This window comes from Tardiphaga sp. 37S4 (assembly GCF_021044645.1).
Taxonomy (GTDB): Bacteria; Pseudomonadota; Alphaproteobacteria; order Rhizobiales; family Xanthobacteraceae; genus Tardiphaga; species Tardiphaga robiniae.
This window is the reverse complement of record NZ_CP088008.1, coordinates 3795708-3820396: the sequence shown is the minus strand read 5'-3', so window position 1 is coordinate 3820396 and position 24689 is coordinate 3795708. Positions and strand designations below refer to the sequence as shown.

The 24689-nt window shown below is 61.3% G+C and carries 21 protein-coding genes; 9 read left to right on the top strand and 12 right to left on the bottom strand.

The window, feature by feature from the left end:
- Nucleotide 1: 1 nt before the first annotated feature.
- On the top strand, nt 2-1657 hold the full coding sequence (locus LPB73_RS18200) for a dipeptide ABC transporter ATP-binding protein (protein WP_120288815.1): 1656 nt from the start codon (nt 2-4) through the stop codon (nt 1655-1657).
- Between the two features lie 57 nt (nt 1658-1714).
- Here LPB73_RS18200 and LPB73_RS18195 read toward each other — a convergent pair whose 3' ends face one another.
- The 9 genes from LPB73_RS18195 to LPB73_RS18155 form a co-directional block, all read right to left on the bottom strand.
- The gene (locus tag LPB73_RS18195; protein ID WP_231077759.1) at nt 1715-2692 is read right to left on the bottom strand and encodes a Bug family tripartite tricarboxylate transporter substrate binding protein; all 978 of its coding nucleotides are present in this window, start codon (nt 2690-2692) and stop codon (nt 1715-1717) included.
- 175 nt (nt 2693-2867) lie between these two features.
- Nucleotides 2868-4550 (bottom strand): nickel ABC transporter ATP-binding protein NikE, encoded by a 1683-nt coding sequence (nikE, locus tag LPB73_RS18190; protein ID WP_231077758.1) that lies wholly within the window; start codon nt 4548-4550, stop codon nt 2868-2870.
- Nucleotides 4550-5398, bottom strand: coding sequence for an ABC transporter permease (locus LPB73_RS18185; protein WP_231077757.1), 849 nt, complete (start codon nt 5396-5398; stop codon nt 4550-4552). The genes nikE and LPB73_RS18185 overlap by 1 nt, the downstream gene beginning before the upstream one ends.
- Nucleotides 5395-6426, bottom strand: a complete 1032-nt coding sequence (locus LPB73_RS18180) for an ABC transporter permease (RefSeq protein ID WP_170849808.1) — start codon at nt 6424-6426, stop codon at nt 5395-5397. The genes LPB73_RS18185 and LPB73_RS18180 overlap by 4 nt, the downstream gene beginning before the upstream one ends.
- A 112-nt stretch (nt 6427-6538) precedes the next feature.
- The gene (locus tag LPB73_RS18175) at nt 6539-8155 is read right to left on the bottom strand and encodes an ABC transporter substrate-binding protein (protein ID WP_093761070.1); all 1617 of its coding nucleotides are present in this window, start codon (nt 8153-8155) and stop codon (nt 6539-6541) included.
- Between the two features lie 150 nt (nt 8156-8305).
- Nucleotides 8306-9736, bottom strand: a complete 1431-nt coding sequence (locus LPB73_RS18170) for an NAD(P)-binding domain-containing protein (RefSeq protein ID WP_231077756.1) — start codon at nt 9734-9736, stop codon at nt 8306-8308.
- Nucleotides 9733-10491, bottom strand: coding sequence for an SDR family oxidoreductase (locus LPB73_RS18165; protein ID WP_231077755.1), 759 nt, complete (start codon nt 10489-10491; stop codon nt 9733-9735). Before LPB73_RS18165 ends, LPB73_RS18170 begins: the two co-directional genes overlap by 4 nt.
- 4 nt (nt 10492-10495) lie before the next feature.
- Complete coding sequence (locus LPB73_RS18160) at nt 10496-11470, bottom strand: NAD-dependent epimerase/dehydratase family protein (protein WP_231077754.1); 975 nt, start codon at nt 11468-11470, stop codon at nt 10496-10498.
- Nucleotides 11471-11615: 145 nt separating this feature from the next.
- Entirely contained in the window at nt 11616-12362 is a 747-nt protein-coding gene (locus LPB73_RS18155) for a GntR family transcriptional regulator (protein ID WP_231077753.1), read from the bottom strand.
- 205 nt (nt 12363-12567) lie between these two features.
- On the opposite strand from LPB73_RS18155, the gene LPB73_RS18150 reads away from it, so the two are divergent.
- From LPB73_RS18150 to hydA, 5 genes are read left to right on the top strand one after another with little or no spacing between them, the layout of a single operon-like run.
- Nucleotides 12568-13572, top strand: a complete 1005-nt coding sequence (locus LPB73_RS18150) for an ABC transporter substrate-binding protein (RefSeq protein ID WP_231077752.1) — start codon at nt 12568-12570, stop codon at nt 13570-13572.
- Between the two features lie 8 nt (nt 13573-13580).
- Nucleotides 13581-14396 carry an ABC transporter permease gene (locus tag LPB73_RS18145; protein ID WP_231077751.1) on the top strand — a complete coding sequence of 272 codons (816 nt, stop codon included), beginning with the start codon at nt 13581-13583 and terminating at the stop codon, nt 14394-14396.
- Between the two features lie 3 nt (nt 14397-14399).
- Nucleotides 14400-15188, top strand: a complete 789-nt coding sequence (locus LPB73_RS18140) for an ABC transporter ATP-binding protein (protein WP_231077750.1) — start codon at nt 14400-14402, stop codon at nt 15186-15188.
- Entirely contained in the window at nt 15185-15910 is a 726-nt protein-coding gene (locus tag LPB73_RS18135; protein ID WP_068737385.1) for a maleate cis-trans isomerase family protein, read from the top strand. Before LPB73_RS18140 ends, LPB73_RS18135 begins: the two co-directional genes overlap by 4 nt.
- 48 nt (nt 15911-15958) lie before the next feature.
- Nucleotides 15959-17383: a dihydropyrimidinase gene (gene hydA, locus LPB73_RS18130; RefSeq protein ID WP_231077749.1), complete on the top strand. Its 1425-nt coding sequence runs from the start codon at nt 15959-15961 to the stop codon at nt 17381-17383.
- On the opposite strand, the gene LPB73_RS18125 is transcribed toward hydA, so the two are convergent.
- Nucleotides 17369-18259, bottom strand: coding sequence for a LysR family transcriptional regulator (locus LPB73_RS18125; RefSeq protein ID WP_120288825.1), 891 nt, complete (start codon nt 18257-18259; stop codon nt 17369-17371). The genes hydA and LPB73_RS18125 overlap by 15 nt on opposite strands.
- A 95-nt stretch (nt 18260-18354) precedes the next feature.
- On the opposite strand from LPB73_RS18125, the gene LPB73_RS18120 reads away from it, so the two are divergent.
- From LPB73_RS18120 to LPB73_RS18110, 3 genes are all read left to right on the top strand, one after another.
- Nucleotides 18355-19329 (top strand): NAD(P)H-dependent flavin oxidoreductase, encoded by a 975-nt coding sequence (locus tag LPB73_RS18120; RefSeq protein WP_231077748.1) that lies wholly within the window; start codon nt 18355-18357, stop codon nt 19327-19329.
- A gap of 50 nt (nt 19330-19379) precedes the next feature.
- Nucleotides 19380-20564, top strand: a complete 1185-nt coding sequence (locus LPB73_RS18115) for an ABC transporter substrate-binding protein (RefSeq protein WP_414716912.1) — start codon at nt 19380-19382, stop codon at nt 20562-20564.
- An 83-nt stretch (nt 20565-20647) separates the two neighbouring features.
- Entirely contained in the window at nt 20648-22165 is a 1518-nt protein-coding gene (locus LPB73_RS18110; RefSeq protein WP_231077746.1) for an acyl-CoA synthetase, read from the top strand.
- 68 nt (nt 22166-22233) lie between these two features.
- Here the strand turns inward: LPB73_RS18110 and LPB73_RS18105 are convergent, their stop codons facing one another.
- Both LPB73_RS18105 and LPB73_RS18100 read right to left on the bottom strand, forming a co-directional pair.
- Nucleotides 22234-23727: an aldehyde dehydrogenase family protein gene (locus LPB73_RS18105; RefSeq protein ID WP_231077745.1), complete on the bottom strand. Its 1494-nt coding sequence runs from the start codon at nt 23725-23727 to the stop codon at nt 22234-22236.
- Between the two features lie 152 nt (nt 23728-23879).
- Entirely contained in the window at nt 23880-24593 is a 714-nt protein-coding gene (locus tag LPB73_RS18100; protein WP_231077744.1) for a glutamine amidotransferase, read from the bottom strand.
- Between the last annotated feature and the right edge of the window lie 96 nt (nt 24594-24689).

Below are 24689 nucleotides of genomic sequence, written 5' to 3'. Positions count from 1 at the left end.
CATGACTGACAAAACACTGCTTGCCATCGAGAACGTCTCTATCAGCCTGCCGCCGGGCGCAGATCGTCCTTTTGCCATCGAAGACGTATCGCTCACAGTCAACCGCAACGAAATCGTCTGTCTCGTCGGCGAGTCCGGCTCCGGCAAGTCGATGACCGCGCATGCGATCCTGCGACTGCTGCCCGACCGAACGGGCGTTGCGCAGGGCAGCATCAGCTTCAATGGTAACGACATCGCCAAGGCCGATGAGCCGACAATGCGCAAGCTGCGCGGCGGCGCCATCTCGATGATTTTCCAGGAGCCACTCAGCGCGCTCAATCCGCTGGCCCGTGTCGGCCAGCAGATTGCGGAATCGATCATCACACACACCAAGCCGACGCCGTCCAAAGAGGCGGTGGATGCGCGCGTGCAGGAGTTGATCCGGGACGTTGGCCTGCCGGATCCGGTGGCGCTCGCGCGCAGCTTTCCGTTCCAGCTCTCGGGCGGCCAGCGTCAGCGCATCATGATCGCGATGGCGATGGCGAATAATCCGGCGCTGCTTCTTGCAGACGAGCCGACCACCGCGCTCGACGTGACCACGCAGAAGCAGATTCTGGCGCTGGTGAAGAAGCTCCAGTCGGAGCGCGGTATGGGCGTGCTGCTGATCACCCACGATTTTGGCGTCGTTGCCGATGTCGCTGATCGCGTCGTGGTCATGCGCAACGGCCGTGTCGTTGAGCAGGGCACCGTCGACGAGGTCCTGCGTAATCCGAAGGACGATTACACCAAGAGCCTGATCGCCGCCGTCCCCGGCGCGCGCTCGCTGACCAAAGCCGATCGCAAGATCACCGGTGAGCCGTTGCTCGATGCGGTCGGGCTGAACAAGACCTTCATCACCAAGCAGGGCATGTTCCTGCCGCCGCGCCGGACCGATGCGGTGCAGAACATCTCGCTCGGCCTGAAGGCGCGCGAGACGGTGGCCATCGTCGGCGAGTCCGGGTCAGGCAAGTCCACGCTGGGGCGGTTGATCATGCGGCTGATCGAGCCTGACACGGGCTCAGTTCATTTCGATGGCAAGGATCTGCTGTCACAGCGTGGCGAACGATTGCGCCAGATGCGCCGCAAGATTCAGATCGTGTTCCAGGATCCCTTCGCGGCGCTCGATCCGCGCCAGAAGGTCGGCGACGCGATTGCCGGCGGCCCGATTGCCTATGGCACGCCCTCCAAGGAAGCCATGGCCGATGCCAAGCGCCTTCTGGCCCGCGTCGGCCTGCAGGAGAGTGCGGCCAATCGCTATCCGCACGAATTCTCCGGCGGTCAGCGCCAGCGTATCTGTATCGCCCGTGCACTGGCCCTGAAGCCTTCGGTGCTGGTCGCGGACGAAGCCGTCTCGGCGCTCGACGTGTCGGTGCAGGCGCAGGTGCTGCAGCTTCTCGCAGAACTGCGCGAGGAGATGAACCTCGCCATGATCTTCATCACCCATGACTTGCGTGTCGCCGCTGAAATTGCCGACCGCATCGTGGTGATGCGGCGCGGCGAGATCGTCGAGCAGGGCGAGACGCAGAAGATCTTCCAGAATCCCACCGACGCCTATACCCGCGCGCTGCTGGATGCGATTCCCGGCCGTGCGATGTTTGCCGGTCCAGGTGCCAGGCAGGCAGAAGTCGCTTCCGCATAAAAAAGCCCACCAGACGCAGGTTACCGCGTCCGGTGGGCTTTCGTGTGTTCGCTCGGATCAATCCAGCTTGACGTTGGCCTCGGTCACGACCTTGCGCCAGCGCGCCACCTCGGCCGACACCATCTTGCCGAAGTCGGCGCCGGCCACATCAGGCACGTCGGAGCCATTGCGCTCCCACGCTTCCTTGATCGCCGGCACCTGCAATGCAGCTTTCAATTCCTTCGCCATGCGCTCGACCACGTCGGGCGGTGTGCCCTTGGGGGCGAACAGCCCGTACCAGGTGGCGACTTCATAATTCGGCAAACCGGCTTCCGCCGCGGTCGGCAGATCGGGGAAGGCTGCCACGCGCTTCGGAGCGGCAATCGCTAGCGCGCGGAGTTGCCCCGCGCGGATTGGCGCGGCGGACGAGCCGAGACCGTCGAACACGACGGGCACGTGACCGGCGATCAGGTCCTGCATTGCCGGTCCGGCGCCGCGATAGGGCACGTGCTGGATCTTGGTCTGGGTCAGGATCTTGAACAGCTCGCCGGCTAGGTGATGCGTCGTGCCGGCGCCGGCCGATCCATAAGAGAGCTTGTCCGGGTTGGCCTTCGCATAGGCGATGAATTCACCCAGTGTCTTGGCGGCGACCTTGTCTGGATTGACCACGATAACCTGTGGCGGCCGTGCGATCAGCGCCACCGGGATGAAGTCTTTCTCGATGTCATAATCGAGGGTGGGATAGAGCGACGGGGCGATCGCGTGATGCGCGGCACCCATGAAGAAGGTATAGCCGTCAGGCGCCGCCTTGGCAGCCGCCGAAGCGCCGACCGTGCCCCCGGCACCGGCGCGGTTTTCGATGATGACGCGCTTGCCAAGCTGGGTATCGAGCTGCGCCGCCAGTGGCCGCGCAAAGGCATCGGTGCCGCCGCCGGCAGCGAAGGGAACGATGAAGGTGACTTGTTTCTGCGGCCACTGGGCGTGCGCGCCGGTCGTGATCGCAGAACAGCTCGCCATGACGGCAAGCAAGGCAACGTGAACGGCTTTGATCCGCACGGAATCCTCCCGATTTTATTGCGTCATTGGGGACGCTTAGTCTTATGTTCTGCGAGATAAGGCGCGGATGCAAGGTATCCGGCACCGGTATAACTCACACTATAGTCGGTATGGTTACGCCAATGGAACCGGACAAGGCTGTCCGTTGAGGCGTTTAGCCGCTAGCCACCCGCGGCTAGGCGCCGGCGGCCATTTTTTCTGCGGCGATCATCTCGATATGCGGAACTGCATCGACGAGCTCGCGGGTGTAGTCGGTCTTCGGGCTGTCGAACAACTGGTGACTCTCGCCTTCTTCGACGATGGCGCCGTTGCGCAGCACGATGGTCCGCTGGCACATCATGCGCACGACGTTGAGATCGTGGCTGACGAACAGGAAGGCGAGATTGTCTTCGCGGCGCAAACGATCGAGGAGCTGCAACACCACGGCCTGAACGGAAACGTCGAGCGCGGCCGTCGGCTCGTCCAGCACCAGAAGCTTCGGCCGGCAGGCAATCGCGCGCGCGATGCCGATACGGGCCTTCTGGCCACCCGAGAGCTGGTGCGGAAACCGTTCCAGCAGATTGGCGGGGAGGCCGACGCGATGAGCACATTCGCCGACGCGCTGGCGCAGCGCCGCCCCATTGCGCATGCCGAGCAGGCGGATCAGCGGATGCGCGATACAGTCGAAGGCGTTGAAGCGCGGATTGAGGCTGTCGTTCGGATCCTGGAAAACGATCTGGATCTCGCGGCGCTGCGGCGCGCGGTGGAAGTCTCGCGCCGGAATATGGCTGATCGACTGGCCGTTGAAATTGATGGTGCCTTCGGTCTGATCGAGCAAACGGCAGATCATGCGCGAGGTCGTGCTCTTGCCGGAGCCGGACTCGCCGACCAGACCGACGCTTTCCCCAGGCGCGATGGCCATCGAGAAATTCGCGACGCCGACAGTGCCGTCGTCGAAGCGTTTGACGAGGTCGAGAACTTCCAGCAGCGGCGGCGTGCCATGCGCCGGCTTTGGCGGCGGAGCGAGGGGGACGGTCGGTACCAGCAGCTTCTCGTCGTCGGTCACGAGATCCTCGACCCGCGAGGTCGCGGTTGGCGACGCTGCGACGAGCCGCTTGGTGTAGGGGTGCTGCGGCGATCGGAACAACGTCAGGGCGTCGGCTTCCTCGACGAGTTTGCCCTGTTCCATCACCACGACGCGGCGGCAATAGCGGGCGGCGAGGCCGAGATCGTGGGTGATGAGGATCGTCGCCATGCCCCGCTCGGCGGCGATGCTGGCGAGGAGATCCATCACCACTTTCTGCGTGGTGACGTCGAGGCCGGTGGTCGGTTCGTCGGCAATTAGTAGTGCCGGATTGCTGGATATCGCCATGGCGATCATTACGCGCTGGCACATGCCGCCAGAGAGTTCGTGCGGATAGGCGTTCATCCGCTTTTCGGGATCGCGGATTTTCACGGCGCGCAGCAGTTCGAGCGATTCTGCTCGGGCCTCCGATGCGGAGATCTTGCGATGCGCCAGAATGGCATCGGCGATCTGCTGGCCGATCGCGCGGATCGGGTTCAGCGCGCCGCGCGGATTCTGGAAGATCATGGCCATCGCCGAGCCGTGCATCTCGCGCAGGCTGGCGCTGGTCATCTTGGTGATGTCGCGATCACGGAAACTGATGCGGCCGCCGGAAATTTTACCCGATGCATCCAGCAGGCGCGTCATCGCAAAACCCGTGACGGATTTTCCGGAGCCGCTCTCACCGACGATCCCCAGCGTTTCGCCCTCGGCAAGCGACAACGAAATTCCGCGCACGGCCTCAACCGGGCCGCGGCGCGTTGAAAAGGTGACCTGAAGATTCTCGATATCGAGCAGCGGTTTTGGTGTCGTCATCACGTTCGCTGTCTCGGATCAAGAATATCACGCAGCCCGTCGCCGAGCAGATTGAAGCACAGCACGGCGAGCATCAGCGCCAGGCCGGGAAACGCGACCAGCCACCATTTGCCGGTAGAGATGAAACGCGCGCCTTCAGCGACCATAATGCCCCATTCAGGCGTCGGCGGCTTGACGCCGAGCCCGATGAACGAGAGGCCGGCAGCATTGATGATGGCCCAGCCGAGATTGAGCGACATCTGCACCACCATCGCAGGCAGGACGTTCGGCAACAGAAAGCGCAGTACCACTGAGACATGGCTGTCGCCGCATGCGCGGGCAGCCTCGACCCAGCCGAGGTTACGGCGCACGTTTACTTCGGCGCGTGCGAAGCGGATGTAGAACGGTAGGTTGATGATGGCGGTGGCGATGACGATGTTCTCGACGCGGTTGCCGAGTGCGGCGACCATGGCCATGGCCAGCACGAACAGCGGGAACGCCATCAGCACGTCGACGAAGCGACCTACGGCGCGATCCAGCTTGCCGCCCGAATAGCCGCAGAGGGCGCCAATGACGGCGCCCAGCGCAAAGGAGATGCCGACCGCAGAGACGGCGATGGCGAGGTCAAGCTGTGCGGCGACGATGATGCGGCTGAATACATCGCGGCCGAGCTGATCGGTGCCGGCCCAATGCGCAGCACTCGGCGGCATCAGCGCATTCTGAACGTTTGATACGATGGGATCATACGGCACGATCCACGGGCCGAAGATGCCGACAAAGATCAGCAGAGACGCGCCGACGGCGGCGATGCCGGTGATGGGATTGCCGCGCAGGACGAAGGCGGCGTGTTGAAGTGTTGCGCTGCTCATCCGATGGAAATCCTGGGATCGGCGATGCCATAGAGCACATCGACGACGAGATTGACGATAACGAAGACCGAGGCCATCAACAGCACGAAACCCTGCACCGGTGCGTAGTCCGACGACAGCAGCGCATCGAGCGCGTAGGAGGCGACGCCGGGCCAGGAAAACACTTTCTCCACCAGCACATTGGCGCCGAGCATGGTCGAGAACACGATACCGGCAATGGTGATGACAGGCAGGATCGCATTACGCAGCGCATAGGTGACGATGATGCGCCACCATGACAGGCCGACAGAACGCGCGGTGCGAACGAAGTCGCTGCCGAGCGAGGCCAGCATCGAGGCGCGGGTGATACGCGCCAACGGGGCGATTACAAACAGCGCCATGGTGCAGGCCGGCAGGATCAATTGTTTGAATGCGGCCCACCAGCCATCGAAGTCGCCGGCGAGCGCAAAGTCGATCAACAGGAAACCGGTATGTGCTGGCGGCAGGGTCGTGAAGATATCGACGCGCCCGGTCGGATCGGGCGACACGCCGAACAGATAATAGAAGATATAGATCAGCAGCAGCCCCGACACGAAGGTCGGGACACAGACCCCGAGTGCGCAGAATAGCCTCACGCCGTGATCGACCAGCGATCCTGGTTTCAGCGCCGCAAGGACACCCAGCGGGATTGCGAGAACAAGTGCGATCAGGAGGGCCGAGAAGGTTAGTTCGAGGGAGGCGGGCAGGCGCTCACGCAAGTCCTTGGTGACGTTCTGGCCTGTCATCAGCGAACGGCCAAGATTGCCTCGGCCGACGTCGTAGAGATACAGGAACAGTTGCTGTGGCACGGGCTTGTCGAGACCCATCTGTTTGCGGATGGTCTCGATCTCTTCCTTGCCGGAGTTGGGTCCCGAGGCAAAGAACACGGCGGGATCACCCGGCAATACGCGCATCAACAGGAAGGTGAAGATCAGCACGCCGAACAACGCAGGCAAGGAGGATGCGAAGCGTCGCGCTGCACGGATGGCCGTTGCGCCGAGAGTCGTCATGATCGGTTACTCGTAGTCATGGGCAGCTCGCTGAAGTTAAGTTCGCAAACTGCGTAGATCCGAAGCGCCGCTGAGGGGCGCTTCGAGATTCGCTCGCATGGTGCTCGGAAAATCACTTCCGGCTGAGGTCGCGGTAATCGACCTGGCGATGGAACTGATAAGTGTAGCCCGTCAGGTTCGAGGCCATCACCGCGTCCTGGCTCGGTTGCCACAGCGGAATCTGGGGCATCAGATCGAAGTTCATCGCGTTCAGCACCTTGCCGTCGGCTTCGTACTTGGCCTTGTCAGCCTCGAAACGAGCCTTTTGCGCTACCGCGGTCAGCTCGGCATTGTCGATAGAGCTGTAGTTCCAGCGCTGATTGCCGGTGTAGAAGTTGCGGTAGAAGTAGTCGGTCGACGGCAGCCAGGCGACGATGCCCTCGGTGAAGAAGGGCAGCTTCTTCTCGGTGATCTGAGTCGACATCTGCGCATCCGGCAGCTTCTGGATATCGACCTTGATGCCGATCTTGGCGAGCGATTCCTTCAGCAGCGCAGCCATCGGCTCAGCCGTCGCCGACTGGCCGACATTGAAGCTGAACGTGGTCGAGAAACCGTCCGGATAGCCTGCGGCCTTCAGATAGGCCTTGGCCTTTTCGAGGTCGAGCTTGATCGGCTGCTTGATCGGAAATGCACCGCTCGGCGGCTTGCCATCGGCCCAGGTCGCGCCGGCCAGCAAATCACCGCGGCTGAAGAGTGCCGCCTTGAACATATCGTCATAAGGCAGCGCATAGGCCACGGCACGGCGCACGTCCGGCTTGTCGAAGGGCGCCATCTGGTTGTTCATCGAGATGAAGGTAATGGCGTTATATTGTGGCGTCGAGATCACCTGCAGCTTGCCCTTGGCCTCTAACGCCTGCGCGTCGCTGGCCTGCAGGTCGATGACGATATCAGCGTCACCCTTTTCAACCAGATTGGCGCGCGTTGCCGGCTCCGGCACCGACTGGATGATCAGGCGCTTGAAGAAGGCCTGCTTGTCGCCGGCGGCACGATTCCAGGCGTCGTTGCGCTTGAGGATGACCTGCTCGCCGGGCTTGAAGGTCTCGACGATATAGGCGCCGGACCCGGCGGTGTTTTCCTTCAGCCAGGCCTGTGCCCACGGATCTTCCTCGGTGGCGTGGGCCTTGGCGAGTTTCGAGTTGATGATGATCGGATAGACCGTGGCGAGGTTTGGCAGCGCCAGTTTGTCCGGCTGCGGCAGTGTTACTTCGAATGTCGTGGGATCGATCACCTTGAACTGGCTGGCATCGGTGAGCGAACCGGTCAGCAGCTGCGCCTTGCCAAGGATCTTGGCGGTGACGGCGCGGTCGAGCGACCACTTCACGTCTTCGGCCGTGACCGGCGAACCGTCCTGGAATTTCGCATCGCTGCGCAGCTTGAAGGTGATTTTCAGGCCATCCGGGCTGACCGTGTAGGACTCTGCGAGTTCGCCGCGGATGGTGTCCAGATCGAACACCCATTTGCCATTCAGTTGCTTGCGGCCGAACGACACCAGACGATCATAGGTCGAGAGGCTGACAGCGAAGGCTTCGCGGGTCGAGCCGGGAATATTGGGATCGAGCGTGTTGACGGCGGCGCCGGTCACGTAACGCAGCGTCTCGGCGCGGGTCTGCGCCTTGGCAGGAACGGCAGCGGTGAAAAATGCCAGCGCTGCGGCGGCGCCGAGCATCTGCTTGGAATAGATCAGTCCCATAACCCTATCCTCTGAATTCGACGGAAACTCTGAACGGACTCGTCAGTGCCTGACCTGTCGAGCGACTCATCCACTGAAGCAAGGAACGCGCCACACGACAGTCGATAGGTGCCAAGCGGAGAATTTTCCCCGTCGGGATAATTTGGTCCTTTAGCTTTTTGCCGCAGCTTCCGTCGCCCTTGCAATGGTCACTTGTGGAACGTCGTAAGCCTCGAACGCGGTCCAGTATCGCTCGATATCCGCGCGGAACAAGCCGCGCGTCAGGCCATGCACCAGTTTCGGGATCGCGGTGGTCATCGCATTGATCGATGACCCCGACGGGCCGAAGCTCATAGTGGACGCAATTGCGAAAAGATGGATGTCGGCGATCCACGGCGTGGTGCCGGGAACGCGTTCCATCAGCGCGTAATCGTCCGCGAGATAGGGGAAACGACCGAGGCGTGGGCTGAGCTCGGTATCCGGCGGCTGGTAGCGATCAGACCAGATCGCGATATTGCCGGCGCAACTCTGCAATTCTTGGCGAGTGGAGAAATCCATGTCGATGCCGGTGCCGCAGATCACGAAGTCTGCGGTGAAGGTACCCTGTGGTGTCTGCAGCGCAACTTGGTTGCCTATTTTTTGAGCTGACTGAATGGGCGCGTTCTCATGCAGGTGAAAGCCTGCATGCCGCGCGCAGCGATCCCATGTCGGCTGCGGGAAGCCTTCGCGCAAATCCATGAGCCGGCGCATGAAGCGCCAGCGCCAGGCATCGTCGAGTTCGCTGAAGTGACGCAGCAACCCGCGGAAGGTTAGCCAGTGGTAGGGCTGCACGATCTGGATTTCCGCGCGGCGGCACAACAGGTGCACCTCAGCGCCGGCTTCGAGCGCGGTTGCCGCATTGTCGAAGGCGGATGCGCCGGCGCCGATCACGGCGACGGTCTTGCCGCGCAGAGCTTCGAAATCGATATCCGCGGATGCATTCACGCAAAGCGATGATGGCAGGTGCTGGAGTTGCTCCGGGATCATCCAGTCGCCCATGCCTTCCTGTCCGGTCGCCAGCAGCACCTTGCGCGCATGGATGATTTCGATGCCGCCGGCGCTTTGTACGGTTGCTGCAAGCAAGCCGTTGGCGGCAGGCCCAATGTCCAGGACCTCGCAGCCATTGCGTACAGGCACGCCGGTGATGCGCCTGAACCAGAGCAGATAGTCCGCCCAGTGTCCGCGCGGGATGCGATCGAGCGCCTGCCAGTGATCCTTCCCGAACATGGCTTCGTGCCATGACTGATAGGTGAGAGCGGGGATATCCAGATCAGGGCCGGTGAAGTGTTTGGGGCTACGCAGCGTCGGCATGCGGGCGTAGGTGAGCCATGGGCCTTCGCGGCCTTCGGCGCTTTTGTCGACAACGAGTATATTGGTGACCTGCGATCGTAGCAGGCCAAAGGCCGCTGTGACGCCGCCCTGTCCGGCGCCGACGATCAGCACGTCCAGCGCGGCTGTGCCGTCCGGCGCGGATTTCGGCTGCAGCCACGGCATGTTCGGGTGGGCAATCTTGTGGAGATCGTCGCGGACCTGCGCTTCCAGCGCTGCGAGAGCGTCGCTCATGCTGCGAGCCATCCGCCATCGACCGGCATGACCGTGCCGGTCGTGAACGAGGATGCATCGCTCGCCAGATGCAGCGCGGTCTGCGCGACTTCTTCGGCCAGACCGAAACGCTTCATGGCGTGACGATTGCGCGAGGCATCGCGCACGGGTTTGGGGTCCGCATGGCGCGCGAAACTGCGGCGCAGCAGTGGCGTGTCGATAGCACCCGGCGCGATGGCGTTGACGCGAATGCCGTCGGTGGCGAAATCCACAGCCATGGTGCGTGTCAGGCTGATGATCGCGCCTTTGGCTGCGATATAGGCGCTATTGCCCTTGCCGCCGGCAATGGCCAATTGCGAGGCCAGCGTGATGATCGATCCCTTGCCCTGCTTTTGCATCTGCGGAATGGCCGCGCGCGCCCATAGCCAGGTGCCGCCGACATTGGTGCGAAACACGGCGTCCCAATCTTCTGGCGCTATAGTCACCACGGTGCCGCCGCAGGAAAAGCCAGCCGAGGTCATCAACACGTCGAGCTGACCGCGCCGGGCGACGATCTCCCCGACCACGGTCTGCGCAAAATCGCCGTCGCCGACATCACCGAGATGCATCGACGCCTTGGTTGCATTGGGCAGTGTCGCCAGCGTTTCTTTCAGGCCGGCCTCGTCGCGATCGACCAGTGCGACAAACGCGCCTTCCTGTGCGAACAGCCTGGCACTGGCCTGGCCGATGCCAGAGCCTCCGCCGGTGATGATTGCCGTACGCCCCTGAAGTCTCATGTCATCATCCTATGCTGTGCCGCGCCGACCAGTCGATCAGATCCGCGGCTGAGTCGGCGCAGCCGAATTTGGCGCGCCATCCGAATTCCTGCTCCAATCGCGCGACCGATAGCGGTGCCCTGTCGCTGTCACTGTGCAGATCGATGGTTGGGGTTTCGCCGGTGCTGGCCAGGCGGCAAACAAAGCCCGGATGGGATTCCGCCAATTGCTGCCCCCACTCCAGCGCTGACCACGGCGTGGCGGTTGAGATGTTGTAGAGGCGATGCTGCGTCTTCGGCGCCTCAATCAGCAAAGTCATGGCATCGGCGACATCGGGCGCATAGATCCAGTCCCGCACGCCGGAACGGACCAGAATGGCGGCGCTCTGCTTCGCGTGCGCCGCGAAAATCTGCATCAGCGGGCTGAGCGTATCCCGTACGCCTGTTGCGCGCTCCCATGGTCCAAACACGGCGCTGAGCCGCACGCTGATGAAATCGGTCTGCCAGAGCGCGGCGAGGCGCGCGGCGACTTTTTCCGATGCAAATTTGGTGATCGCGTAGAGCGAGACGGGATCGCAGGGCAGCTCTTCATCGAGCAGGGGATATTTGAACGCCGAGGCGCCGTAGGCGCCGGCGGACGACAGATTGATCACGCGTTTGACGCCATGGCGGCGCGCTACTGCGAGAATCGGCGTTTGCGCCATCAGGTTGACTTGCAGGATGCTTTCCGGATCGGCGGCATCGCGCTCTGTGCTTGCCGTGATCGCAGCGCCGAGAACAATGGCATCGAAGCCGGTGGTGACGACACTGTCGATCAATGTCCGGTCGAGCACATCGCCGATGATCACCGAAAGCCTATCGCCATAGTCAGCGAAGGCAAGCTGTGCCGCCGGTGGCAGGCCCGAACGGTCGAACAGGGTCACCACATGGCCGCGCTTCAACAGGGCTTCCGCGATATTCAGCCCGACAAAGCCGGTGCCGCCAAAAACGAGAATCTTCATCGATCAGCCTATGAACCGCGGAGCGGTCCTTCGCCCCTGTTTGGACCATTGCGCTCCATGCCCCAAGCACGTTTTGCAGGCGCTTGGCGATTATGCGGTGTGCAGCGATACGGGCCCAGGCTTTATTCGTCGTGATAGAGGCCTGCTAGGTCTTCGCGTCGGTCGCAATCTGCAATGTCGCAAGAACGGCATCGCCGGTCTTGCGCGTATGCGCGCTGAGGGAGGCTGCAAATCCTTGCGCGTCGCGCGCGCGAAGCAGAGCCATGAAAGCCTCGTGTTCCCTTACGGATTCCGTCCACCGTGCCGCGTCATAATTGGCGGTGGCCCGTGCCCGATAGATATTCGCGTTCAACGTCGTCCAGATATTGAGGAGCACGGGATTCTTGGCGAGCCTGGTAATCTCGATATGGATGTCCTGGTTCAGCCTGAAATAGGCCGGGCGCGATGCTTCGCGATGAAGGGTAACAAGCTGGTCGTGCATCGCACTGAGCCGGGCAATATCTTCATCCGTCGCGCGCATTGCGGCCTCGGCGCCGGCAACGCCGTCCAGTGCGACCATGATCGCAAAGCTGTTTGCGATTTCTTCCCTGTCGACCGGGGTGACGACAGGGGTGCGGTGAGGGCGCAGTTCGATCAGCCCTTCGGAGGCTAGTATCTTGAATGCTTCGCGCAACGGTGTGCGCGATACGCCGAACGTTTCGCACAACATCTTTTCTGGCAAAGGGGCTCCGGCCTGGAGTTCGCCATCGACAATCATTTCGCGCACCTTCGCGACGAGTTGATCGTGCAGCGACATACGGTCCAGCGGCCGTTTTGAATGATCCGAGGAGAGCTTCAGCCGTGTCGGCTTGAAGCGCGTCCGAAGCTTCGCGCGTGGGGCAATCTCACTCATGGTTCAGTCTCTCGGGTGGCGAGGTTGCCTCCAAACGACATTCTTCGCCCAAAAATGCAGCATCGAAGTCAAGATGATAATAATTCATAGTTATTGATATTGCTACATAATTTTATAATTGTATATCGTATCCGGATTGGCATGAGGCTTGCTGAGTGGTCGACGTATCGTGAATTCACCGCCACCCGCTCCGGAGATTGCGACGATGAAGAAAAATCTGCTCGGCATTCTGATTGCGCTTTGTTTGGCATCGATTGCCCCGACCGCGATGGCCCAGTCCGAGTCGGTGATCAAGCTCGGCTATGCGAAATGTGCGCATTGCACACCGATGTCACTCACCCCGCAATACGCCAAGGGCGTTCAGATCGATGCGGTTGGATTTAACACAGGCACGGATGCGCTGACTGCGCTTGTCTCGAAGAACATCGACGTCGCCCAGGTGACCTATCTTCATTATGCGATCGCGCTCGACAAGGGTTTCGACGTGGTCGCCATTTCCGGGCAGGTCAATGGCGGTTCGGCAATGTTGGTCGGTAATGACCTGTCGATCGTTCCGAATGACTGGGCTTCGCTCAAGAAAGTCATCGCTGGCTACAAGACTGCGGGAAAGCCATTTCGAGTCGCGGCGTCCCGCGGTAACGCGCAGGACATTCATATGCGCGGCGCCTTCGCCAAGCAGGGCATCGACATCAACAAGGATGTGCAGTTCGTCAACATTCCCAATCCCTCCGATCACCTTCAGGCGCTGCGTCGCGGTGAAATCGAGCTGATCTGCACCGTGGAGCCCTTCGCCACCCAGATCCTTCAGGCCAAGGCCGCCAAGATGTTTGGCCTTCCCTACGATCAGGCTGCGGGAAAGCTCACCAACCTGATTCTGACACGGTCGGATGTCGTCAAGGACAAACCGAAGCAGCTCGAAGAGACCGTGCGTGCGGTTGTGAAAGTCGATGAATTCGTCGCGGCGGACAAGGGGGCCCTGATCGACGTGATTTCCAAGATCACCGGCCTCGACAAGGCCATCGCCACAGGCGCTGTCGAAAACCTCGATCCGGATCCGAAGATGTACCGTGCATCGGCGCTCGCCATCGCCGCGATGATGCGCGACCTGAAATACATCAATTCCGACGTCACCGCCGCGGTTGAGAAGAACATGGACTACCGCTTCCTGGAGGCTGCCACCGGCAAGCCGAAATCCGAACTCGGCTACTGAGCCCGGTCATGCCCCAGGCCCTCGCAATGTACAGGCGACTGGATCGGTATATCGTGCCGGTCCTGATCCTCGCCGGCTGGGAAGCGTTTTCCCGGTCCGGCGCACTGCCTGCGGCGCTGTTGCCGGCGCCTTCCACCGTGGCCTGGGCTTGGGCGGATTGGGTGTTCGGCACCGACGGCAATACCCAGACCTATAGCGGCAACTGGCTGTTCGACATGCTCGCCAGCCTGTCGCGCGTTCTCGCGGGTTTCGCCATCGCCACGGCGCTGGCCGTGTCGATCGGAGTCGCCATCGGATGGTCCCGCACTGTCGAGGTGATCATCGAGCCGACGCTGCAGACGCTCCGGCCGATCCCGCCGGTGTCGTGGATTCCGCTCGCCATCATCTGGTTCGGCATCGCCAACAAGCCGGCGATTTTCCTGGTGTTTCTCGGTGCGTTTTTTCCGATCCTGCTCAATACGATTCACGGCGTGAAGACCTGCGATCGCAATCTGATCCGCGCCGGCGCGATGGTCGGCGGCGGAAATCGCCAACTGCTGCGCTTCATCGTGCTGCCGGCCGCACTGCCCAGCATCTTTGCCGGTCTGCGGATCGGCATCGGCTCGGCCTGGATGCTGACGGTGACGGCGGAGATGGTCGCTGTGAAAAGCGGTCTCGGCTATGTGCTGTGGGATTCCTATTATTTCCTGCGCTACGACCTTGTGCTGGCTGCGATGGCCAGCATCGGTCTGCTCGGTTTTCTCAGCGACTTCGGCATCCGTCTCGTGATGGCGCGCGTGCTGCACTGGCAGCGCAACACGACGATCCAGAGCGGGGAGAGCTAGGTCATGGCGACGATCGAAATCTCCGGTGTCTCCAAAATCTTCAAGGACGCGAAACGCAAGGCCGATGTCACGGCTCTCGACGACATCAATATCAAGGTGGAGAAGAACCAGTTTCTCTGTCTGCTCGGCCCCAGTGGATGCGGCAAGTCCACGCTACTCAACATGATCGCGGGCTTCGAGAAGCCGTCATCCGGCACCGTCACTGTCGATGGTCAATTGATCACGGCGCCCGGTTCGGAGCGCGGCGTGGTGTTTCAGCAGGCCAACCTGATGCCGTGGCTCCCGGTCTGGGAGAATGTCGGCTTCCACCTGCTGCTGCGCGGTGGCCAGAAGGCCGTGCGTCGCGAAACAGCACAGCGCTATATCGACATGGTCGGGCTCACGGGATTTGAAAATCATTATCCGTCCGAACTGTCAGGCGGCATGAATCAGCGTGTCGGCATCGCCCGTGCATTGCTGATGAATCCGCAGGTCATCCTGATGGATGAGCCGTTCGGCGCGCTCGATGAGCAGACCCGGATGGATATGCAGAATGAACTCGTCCGGATCTGGCAGGAACACCAGGGCACGATCGTTTTCGTGACGCACGGTATCGACGAAGCACTGACGCTGGGCACGCATGTTGCCGTGATGAGCGCCCGCCCGGGGCGTATACGCGAAATCATCCCGTTGGACCTGCCGCGGCCACGCGACATCACCAGCCCGCAGTTCAACGAAATCAAACGTCACGTTCTCGATCTGCTTCGATCTGAACGGACGAAACCATCCCTCGAAACTCTGGATCAACCATGACCAAACGTGTCCTTCTCGGAATGCTGACGCCTTCGTCGAACACGGCGCTGGAGCCGATCACGACTGCCATGCTTGGCGAATTGCCCGAAGTCTCGGCGCATTTCTCGCGTTTCAAGGTCACGGAGATCGCGCTGTCGAACAAGGCGCTCGCCCAATTCGACAATTCGGAAATCCTGCGGGCCGCAGAATTGCTGGCTCATGCGAAGGTCGATGTCATCGGCTGGAATGGAACATCCTCTGGCTGGCTCGGCTTTGAGGCGGATGTCCGCCTGTGTGAGCAGATCACCGCAGCAACCGGGATTCCTGCGACGACGTCGATGTTGGCTCTCAATGAGATTCTTGAACATCAAAAGGTGAAGCGTCTGGGGTACGTGACGCCATATCTGGACGACGTTCAGGCCAAGATTCTGGAGAATTATGAAAAGCTGGGCTTTGCGTGCCAGGGTGAACGCCATCTCGGCCTGCAGGATAATTTCTCGTTCTCCGAAGTGCCCGTTGTGCAACTTGAGGATATGACGCGGGACGTGGCCAAGGAAAAGCCAGACGCTATCACGATCATCTGCACCAATTTGAGAGTTGCTCCGTCCGCGGCGAAACTGGAAAGGGAGACGGGCATTCCGGTCTATGACACCATTGCCACGGTGGTCTGGAAATGCCTGAAGATGGCTGGCGTCGATACCAAACGCGTCACCCAATGGGGATCGCTGTTTCAGCAAGTCTAGTATTTGTCTGTATGCACCCTACGTTGCTGAATTGATGAGGTTTTGCTCATGACCGCTTTCGATACCGTCATTCGTCATGGCACCATTGCAACCGCGAGTGAAACCTACAAAGCCGATGTCGGCATCAGGAACGGCCGCATCGTTGCCATCGGCGAAGCGCTGACCGACGCGAACGAGACAGTCGATGCAACCGGTCTGCTGGTGCTGCCCGGCGGTATCGACAGCCACGTTCATATTGCGCAACCATCCGGCCCCGGCATCGTCATGGCCGACGATTTCGAGAGTGCGACACGCGCGGCAGCCTTTGGCGGCAACACCTTCGTGATGCCTTACTGTCTGCAGGCGAAGGGCCAACCGATCCGCGAGGCGTTGAAGAATTATCACACGCTTGCCGATCAGAATTGCCATATCGATCATTCCTTCCACCTGATCATCGCCGATCCCAGTGAAGCGGTACTCGGGCAGGAGCTGCCAGCCTTGATCGCCGATGGCTACACCTCGCTCAAGGTCTTCATGACCTATGAAGACCTCGCGCTGAGCGATCTGCAGATCCTGCAGGTACTGGCCGTGGCGCGTGAATCCGGTGCACTGGTTCAGGTTCATGCGGAGAATTACGACGCCATCCGTTTTCTGGTCGACAAGCTCGAACGTGACGGCAATGTTGGTCCCTATTTTCATGCCAAGTCACGTCCCATCGTTGTCGAGCGCGAGGCCACGCATCGCGCGATCTCATTGGCCGAACTGGTCGACGTGTGGATGGTGGTGGTTCATGTCTCCAATCGTGAATCCATGGAAGAGATCCGCCGTGCGCAAATGCGCGGGCTGACGATCCATGGCGAGACCTGCCCGCAATATCTGGTGCTGACAGAGGAAGACCTGAAGGATCTGGGCATGGAGGGCGCGAAATATGTCTGTTCGCCACCACCGCGCGATCTCGCTAGCCAGCAGGCATGCTGGGAAGGTTTGCAGCAGGGTGTGTTCTCCCTGTTCTCCTCCGACCATTGCCCGTTCCGCTATGACGACGTGCAGGGCAAGCAGCCACCCAACGCGCGTACCAGCTTCCGCTGGATTCCGAATGGCATTCCCGGTGTCGAGACGCGCCTTCCGATCCTGTTCTCGGAAGGCGTCAGCAAGGGCCGCATCACGCTCAACCAGTTCGTGGCGCTGACATCGACCAATCATGCGAAGACCTATGGCCTCACCGGCAAGGGCTCCATCGCCATCGGCTACGATGCCGATATCGCGCTGTGGGATCCGAAGCGCCAAGCAACGCTTACCCAGGCGAACTTGCATCACGGCGCGGACTACACGCCCTATGAGGGCATGGATATCACCGGCTGGCCGGTGGCAACGATGCTGCGCGGGAAATTCGTGACGCGCGACGGCAAGCTCGTCGGCGGAAAAGGCGAGGGACGCTATGTCAGCCGTGCGGCGCCATTTCCCGGCAAGGGCGCGACATCATCGGCCGCGTAACAGCGCGCGGTCGTCGCGCGCGCAGGCCGTGATGAATTCCAGCACGGCGCGCACCGACGGCTGATCGATGAGGTCCGGATGCGCCAGCAGCCAGATATCAGAGAGGCTGGCCAGCTTCTGCGGTGCCACGCGGATCAGATCCGCATGGGCGTCGCCGACGATGCATGACAGCACGCAGATGCCAATTCCTGCGCGGACGGCCGCAAGCATATCCGCTTGCGACGAGCAGCGGATGGCGACGGTGGCGTCCTTGGTGATGTGGTCGCTCCAGCGTCCGAGTTCGGAGTTCGACGATTTGTCGGCGAAGCCGATGACAGTGTGGTCCTTCCAAGCGGCCCGCTGTTCGGGCAGCGGGCATCGCGCTGCGTAATCGCGCGAGGCGTAGAAGCCAACGCCGAGCTTGGCGATTTTCCGTCCGGTGAGATTTTCGTCGCCGGTCTGATACAGCCGCAGCACGATGTCGGCTTCGCGCTTGCGCACGCTGACCGGGAAGGGATGCGTCACCAGCTGGATCTCGACATGCGGATGCTGGCGGATGAAGGCGCCGATATGCGGCATCAGCCAGAAATTCGCCAGCGTCGGTCCGATCGACACCTTGACCACGCCGCGTGCGCTCTGGCCCGACGCGCCGGCGGCGGCTTCCGCTTTCAGCGCGGCCTCGGCCATCGCTTTGGTGCTCTCATGAAAGCGCCGGCCACGCGCCGTCAGCACCAGCCCTTCGTCGGAGCGCACGAACAGCTTGGTGCCAAGTTGCTTCTCCAGCGCCGCGACCTCGCGGCTGACGGTCGGGTGGCTGGTGCGCAACTGCCTGGACGCGCCGAGATAGCTTCCGGCGTCGACCACGGCATTGAAGGTGCGACAGAGATCCCAGTCCATGTGATCAAATCCGGAAGGCTTATTGTTCAAATTCGAACAACACGCGCGGGCGGTCAACCCCTATAGTTCGATTATAAAAATATAAGGAAACGCTTATGTCGCTCCCCAAAGCTCTCGATGGCACCCTCGAGCTGCCTGTGCTCGGTTCCCCGCTGTTCATCGTCTCCGGTCCTGAACTCGTCATTGCGCAATGCAAGGCCGGTATCGTCGGTTCGTTTCCAGCGCTGAATGCGCGGCCGGTGGAAGTGCTCGATCAGTGGCTGACGCGCATCGAGGATGAGCTCGGCGAATACAAAGCGAAGAATCCCGGCAAGAAGGTCGCGCCCTATGCGGTGAACCAGATCTGCCACGCGTCCAACGACCGGTTGATGAAGGACATGGAAACCTGTGTGAAGCACAAGGTTCCGATCATCATCACCTCGTTGCGCCCGCCCTCGGAGGTCGTCGAGGCCGCGCATTCCTATGGCGGCGTCGTGTTTCATGACGTTATCAACGTCAAGCATGCGCGCAAGGCAGCCGAGCAGGGCGTCGATGGCCTGATCCTGGTCTGCGCCGGTGCGGGTGGCCATGCCGGCACGCTGTCGCCCTTTGCGCTGGTGCGCGAAGTGAAGCAGTGGTTCAAGGGGACTGTGCTGGTATCTGGTGCAATCTCCGACGGTTACGGGATTGCGTCGGCGCTCGCGCTCGGCGCAGACCTCGCTTATATGGGCACGCGCTTTATTGCGACCGAAGAAGCTAATGCCGACCCGGCCTACAAGAAGGCGCTGACCGAATTCGCCGCGCATGACACGGTCTACACCAACCTGTTCACCGGCATTCACGGCAACTATCTCGGCCCGTCCATCGCAGCCGCCGGCCTCGATCCCGACAATCTTCCGGTGGCTGACAAGACCAAGATGAACTTCGGCTCCGGCGGTAACATGAAGGTCAAGGCCTGGAAGGACATCTGGGGTTGCGGCCAGGGTATCGGCCAGATCGTTGATGCTCCCCCGGTGGCAGAACTCGTGGATCGCCTGAAGCGCGAATATGCGGAAGCGACCGGAGACTTTGCGAGACGGGCACGCGCATAAGCGCGGCCCGATAAAAATATAACGGGGAGAAGACAATCATGACATCAGTCATGCTGAGGACGCTTGGGCTGTTCGCTTTTGCCGTCTGCGTGAATGCGCCGACGCAAGCTGCGGCCAACAGCAAGGAAGAGATCAAGATCGGGCAGACGCTTCCCTATAGCGGTCCGCTCTCGGGCTTCGGCGTGATCGGCCGCGCGCAGGAAGCCTATTTTGCCAAGCTCAACGCCGAAGGCGGCATCAACGGGCGCAAGATCAAGTTCATCAGTCTCGATGACGCCTATTCGCCGCCGAAGACCGTGGAGCAGACCCGCAAACTGGTGGAGCAGGATGAGGTTCTGATGATGTTCGGGACGCTCGGCACCGCGACCAACAACGCGGTGCATCGCTATTTGAACAGCAAGAAAATCCCGCAGCTGTTCGTGCTATCAGGCGCGACCAAATGGGCGGATCCGAAAGGTTTTCCGTGGACCATGCCGGGCATGGCCGCCTATGAATCGGAAGGCGTTGTCTACGCCAAGCACGTGTTGAAGACCAAGCCGGATGCCAAGATCGCCATTCTCGCGCAGAACGACGATCTCGGCAAAGACTATGTGGCTGGCTTTAAACGTGCGCTGGGCGACAAGGCCGCCAGTATGATCGTATCCGAGGCGACCTATGAGACCAGTGCGCCGACGATCTCGTCGCAGCTTGCGGCGCTCAAATCGTCCGGCGCGAATGTGCTGTTTGGCGCGGTGGTCGGCAAATTCTCGTCGCAGATGATCAAGGGCGTTGCGGAAATCGGCTGGAAGCCGGACCTGATGTTCGTCCCCACGTCCGCTTCGTCGATCACCTTTCTGGAGCCGGCAGGTCTGGACAACGCCACTGGCCTGATCACGTCGAGTTATCAGAAAGACATCAACGACGCGTCATGGGCCAACGACGAGGACGTGAAAGCCTATTTCGCTTTCATGAAAGAGAGCCTGCCGGCAGCCGATCCGCGCAACACCAACTATGCGACCGGCTTCCTGAATGCGCATCTCATCACGCATATCCTGAAAGCGTGCGGCGATGACGTCAGCCGGGAGAATATCCTGCGTCAGGCGACGTCGATGAAGAACGTCAAGCTGCCGCTGTTGCTGTCGGGCGTCACGGTCAATACCGACAAGGATGACTATCTTTCGTTCCAGCAACTGCGGCTGCGCCGTTTCAACGGCAAGAACTGGGAAGGCTTTGGCGAGTTGCTCGACGACCAGTGAGCGTCTGTACCATCACATCGACAGAACAAGGATCGAAGCCAGCGATGGCTCCGATCGATTCAAGAACAATATAAGGGCGGACAATGATTATCAGCGGCGACCGGGCGATCAGCTATCCGGACATCATGCAGCGCATCGCCAAGGTGGCGACCGGGTTCAAGAGCCTCGGCGCAGGCGCCGATGCGCCGGTCGGCATGATGCTGCGCAACGATTTCGCGCTGTTCGAGACTGCGTTCGGCGCAGGTGCGCTCGGCGCGCGTGTGGTCCCGATCAACTGGCATCTTAAAGGTGAGGAGGTCAGTTACATCCTCGCCGACAGCGGTGCGAAACTGCTCGTCTGCCACGCTGATCTTTTGCCGCAGATCAAAGATAATTTGCCCGCGGGATTTCCGATCCTGATCGTCCGCACGCCGCCGGAGATCGCAGTCGCCTATGGTGTTGCCGAAGCTGCGACCGAGGTGCCTGCAGGCGCCACGGACTTCGATGTCTGGCGCGAGTTGCATGCGCCGGTGGAGAACGCGCCGAAGCGCGCGCTGACCATGTTCTACACGTCGGGCACCACGGGCCGTCCCAAGGGCGTGACCCGCGCGGCCATGACGCCGGAACAGGCTGCGGCATCCGAGCGCGTCGGCGGCATCGCCTATGGGCTGAAGCCGAACGAGGATCAGATCATCCTGATGAACGGGCCGATGTATCACTCGGCGCCAAGCTCCTACGGGCTGATGGCATTCCGTCATGGCAGCACGATCGTGCTCGAACCGCGTTTCGATCCTGAGGATCTGCTGCAGCTCACCGAGAAGCACCGCATCACCAACATGCATATGGTGCCGACTATGTTCGTGCGGCTGCTGCGTCTGCCGGACGAGGTGAAGTCGCGCTACGACCTGTCGTCGCTGCGCTTCATCATCCACGGCGCAGCGCCGTGCCCGATCCATGTGAAGCAGGCGATGATTGCGTGGTGGGGACCGGTGATCAACGAATATCTCGGCTCCACCGAAACCGGGGTGCCGATCTGGCATTCATCGGAGGAGGCGCTGAGGAAGCCGGGCACCGTCGGTCGCACCATCGAGGGGGGCGTGGTCAAGATCTTCGATGTGGACGGCAAGGAATGTCCGGTCAATGTGCCCGGTGAAATCTTTATGCGGCAGACCTCGGTGCCGGATTTCAACTATCAGGGCCGCCCCGACGCACGGGCCGAAGCCGGCCGTGAGGGCCTGATCAGCGTCGGTGACGTCGGCTATCTCGACGAGGACGGCTATCTCTTCATGTGTGATCGCAAGCGCGACATGGTCATCTCCGGCGGCGTCAACATCTATCCCGCCGAGATCGAGAACATGCTGATCGGCATGGACGGCGTGCGCGACTGCGCGGTGTTCGGTGTGCCTGATGACGAGTTCGGCGAACGGCTGGTGGGCTGCGTCGAACTCGAAAGCGGCGTGACGCTCACCGTGCCGGAGATCCAGGCCTGGCTTAAGCAGAAGCTCGCCAACTTCAAAGTGCCGAAGGAAATCCATTTCCATGATGCGCTGCCGCGTGAATCGACCGGCAAGATCTTCAAGCGCAAGCTGCGGGATCAGTATGGATCGGCTCCGGTGACTTGATCGCTAATGATGCAGCAGAAAGGCGCCGAGCTCGTCGCTCGGCGCCTTTCTTCATGCGATCACGGCGATCAGGTGTTGATCCAGACCGCCTTGATGTTGAGATATTCGTCGACGTGGTGGACGCCGGACTCGCGTCCGTAGCCACTCATCTTGTAGCCGCCAAACGGCACGGCAGGATCCATCGCCTGATAGCAATTGATCCAGACCGAGCCGGCCTGCAGGGACTTCGCGAGGCGATGCGCCTTGCTGACATCCCTGGTCCAGACGCCGCTGCCGAGGCCGAAGGTGGTGTTGTTGGCGCGCTGCACCAGTTCGTCCATGTCGGTGAAGGAGATCGCCGAAATCACCGGCCCGAAGATCTCTTCCTGCGCGATCTTCATGTTGTCCTGGACGTTGGCGAACACGGTCGGCTGCACGAAGAAGCCCTTCGACAGTTCGCCATCCGTCAGGCGGCCACCGCCGGACAGCGCCTTGGCGCCTTCGCCGCTTCCGGTGGTGAGATAGCCGGTGACGCGGTCGAGCTGTTCCTTGGAGACCAATGGCCCGAGCTGGGTGTCGGGATTGGCACCGTTGCCGACCTTCAGTTTCTTGGCGAATTCGGCGACGCGGCCGACGAATTCGTCATAGATGTTCTTTTCGACGAACAGGCGGGTGCCGGCGCTGCAGATCTGCCCGGAATTCGCGAACACCGCCATGGCAGCGCCAGGAACAGCCGCATCGAGATCGGCATCCGAAAACACGATGTTCGGCGACTTGCCGCCGAGCTCGAGCGACACGCGCTTGAGGTTGCCGGCCGAGGCGCGGATGATCGACTGGCCGGTGAAGTGGGAACCGGTGAAAGCGACCTTGTTGACGTCCATATGCGAGGCCAGCGCGGCGCCTGCCGTTTCGCCATAGCCCGGCACGACGTTGATGACGCCCGCCGGGAAGCCGGCTTCCAAGGCCAGCTCACCGAGGCGTAGCGAGGTCAGCGGGGCTTCTTCCGCCGGCTTCAGCACAATGGTGCAGCCGGTGGCGATAGCAGGGCCGATCTTCCAGATGCTGGCTGACAGCGGCGAGTTCCACGGAATGATCGCGCCGACGACGCCGACGGGCTCCTTCAGCGTGTAGGAGAAGATCTCGCCCGGCAGCGAGTTCTCGATGGTCTCGCCGTAGATCAGCGTGGCCTGGCCGGCATAGAAACGCAGCATGCCGAGGATGCGCTGCTTGCCAGCGAAAGTGCGCATGACCGGCGCGCCCATGTCGAGCGTATCGAGCAGAGCGAGTTCATCGAAATGCTTCTCGACGAGCTCGGCGAATTTCAGCAGCAGCGCCTGGCGCTCGTAGGGCTTGGCCTTGCTCCATGGGCCTTCGAAGGCGCGGCGGGCGGCGGCGACCGCAAGGTCGATATCCCCAGCATCGCCTTCGGCGACGGTGGCGAGCAGTTCGCCGGTGGCTGGATTATGCGTTTCGAACTTCTTGCCGGATTGGGCGTCCTGCCATTTGCCGTCGATCAGCATCTGCTTGTAGGAGCCGTTCGCGTAAGGGTGCGCGGTGGCAGAGATTGGCTGCATCAAGCCCATAATGTGATCCTCCCGGACGTTTGTTTGAAGTGTCGTTGTAGCGCGCGAAATATATCGTTTTCACGAAACGGGTAAAGGCGGGGAATCTGCAGCGTTCTGCATGGGTGATCTTCGCGACCAATTCACGATCGTGAATTCGCGTCTGGAATCGTTCAACCGATCTCGCGGATCCAGCGCGTGAAAATGCGATCGGCCTGAACTGGCAGTCGGTTGGCGACGGCAGCGGTGTTTGAACGCAGCTGCGCGATTGGAATGCCGGCGGCGGCCAGTTCGACCGCGTGACCGACATACCATTCCTCGAGCTGCCGTGGATCGGCTTCGAGATGGAACTGCAGCGCCAGTGCATGGCGACCATAGGCAAAGGCCTGGTTGTCATAGGCGTCGTTCGAGGCGAGGCGAATGGCGCCCTCCGGCAGATCGAAGGTGTCGCCATGCCAATGCAGAACGCTGGCGCCATCCTCTGCCAGCGGCGCGAGGCATGAGGCCGCGCCCTGCTTGGTCGGGGATACCTGGCCCCAGCCGATCTCCTTGATATCGCCGGCATAGACGCGGGCGCCGAGTGCGCGGGCCATCAATTGTGCGCCAAGGCAGATGCCGAGCGTCGGGCGCCCCTGCGCGAGACGCCGTTCCAGCAGGGCGATCTCGCGCGTCAGGAACGGATAGGCGTCGGCCTCATAAACCCCGATGGGTCCGCCGAGGACGACGAGCAGGTCGGCATCCACGATGGAGCGGTGGGAGACGTCATCGATGGCGGCATCGCAGAACGAGACGTCCCATCCCTCACGATCCAGTACCGACGACAGCAGGCCCAGGTCCTCGAAAGCGACATGACGCAGGGCGACGGCAGAACGCCGGTGACGGTTCATGAAGAAGGGCTCACACGTAATTGACCGGCAATCGTTATATCCATAAGAATATAACGATCAACAGCCAATTGTGCGGCGCAAGGATGCGCTGGTTGT

Bases quoted from the DNA above. Each gene is read 5' to 3' on its own strand.
- LPB73_RS18200 (WP_120288815.1), top strand. From the start codon at position 2: ATGACTGACAAAACACTGCTTGCCATCGAGAACGTCTCTATCAGCCTG.
- nikE (WP_231077758.1), bottom strand. From the start codon at position 4,550: ATGACGACACCAAAACCGCTGCTCGATATCGAGAATCTTCAGGTCACC.
- LPB73_RS18185 (WP_231077757.1), bottom strand. From the start codon at position 5,398: ATGAGCAGCGCAACACTTCAACACGCCGCCTTCGTCCTGCGCGGCAAT.
- LPB73_RS18180 (WP_170849808.1), bottom strand. From the start codon at position 6,426: ATGACGACTCTCGGCGCAACGGCCATCCGTGCAGCGCGACGCTTCGCA.
- LPB73_RS18175 (WP_093761070.1), bottom strand. From the start codon at position 8,155: ATGGGACTGATCTATTCCAAGCAGATGCTCGGCGCCGCCGCAGCGCTG.
- LPB73_RS18170 (WP_231077756.1), bottom strand. From the start codon at position 9,736: ATGAGCGACGCTCTCGCAGCGCTGGAAGCGCAGGTCCGCGACGATCTC.
- LPB73_RS18165 (WP_231077755.1), bottom strand. From the start codon at position 10,491: ATGAGACTTCAGGGGCGTACGGCAATCATCACCGGCGGAGGCTCTGGC.
- LPB73_RS18160 (WP_231077754.1), bottom strand. From the start codon at position 11,470: ATGAAGATTCTCGTTTTTGGCGGCACCGGCTTTGTCGGGCTGAATATC.
- LPB73_RS18155 (WP_231077753.1), bottom strand. From the start codon at position 12,362: ATGAGTGAGATTGCCCCACGCGCGAAGCTTCGGACGCGCTTCAAGCCG.
- LPB73_RS18150 (WP_231077752.1), top strand. From the start codon at position 12,568: ATGAAGAAAAATCTGCTCGGCATTCTGATTGCGCTTTGTTTGGCATCG.
- LPB73_RS18145 (WP_231077751.1), top strand. From the start codon at position 13,581: ATGCCCCAGGCCCTCGCAATGTACAGGCGACTGGATCGGTATATCGTG.
- LPB73_RS18140 (WP_231077750.1), top strand. From the start codon at position 14,400: ATGGCGACGATCGAAATCTCCGGTGTCTCCAAAATCTTCAAGGACGCG.
- LPB73_RS18135 (WP_068737385.1), top strand. From the start codon at position 15,185: ATGACCAAACGTGTCCTTCTCGGAATGCTGACGCCTTCGTCGAACACG.
- hydA (WP_231077749.1), top strand. From the start codon at position 15,959: ATGACCGCTTTCGATACCGTCATTCGTCATGGCACCATTGCAACCGCG.
- LPB73_RS18125 (WP_120288825.1), bottom strand. From the start codon at position 18,259: ATGGACTGGGATCTCTGTCGCACCTTCAATGCCGTGGTCGACGCCGGA.
- LPB73_RS18120 (WP_231077748.1), top strand. From the start codon at position 18,355: ATGTCGCTCCCCAAAGCTCTCGATGGCACCCTCGAGCTGCCTGTGCTC.
- LPB73_RS18115 (WP_414716912.1), top strand. From the start codon at position 19,380: ATGCTGAGGACGCTTGGGCTGTTCGCTTTTGCCGTCTGCGTGAATGCG.
- LPB73_RS18110 (WP_231077746.1), top strand. From the start codon at position 20,648: ATGATTATCAGCGGCGACCGGGCGATCAGCTATCCGGACATCATGCAG.
- LPB73_RS18105 (WP_231077745.1), bottom strand. From the start codon at position 23,727: ATGGGCTTGATGCAGCCAATCTCTGCCACCGCGCACCCTTACGCGAAC.
- LPB73_RS18100 (WP_231077744.1), bottom strand. From the start codon at position 24,593: ATGAACCGTCACCGGCGTTCTGCCGTCGCCCTGCGTCATGTCGCTTTC.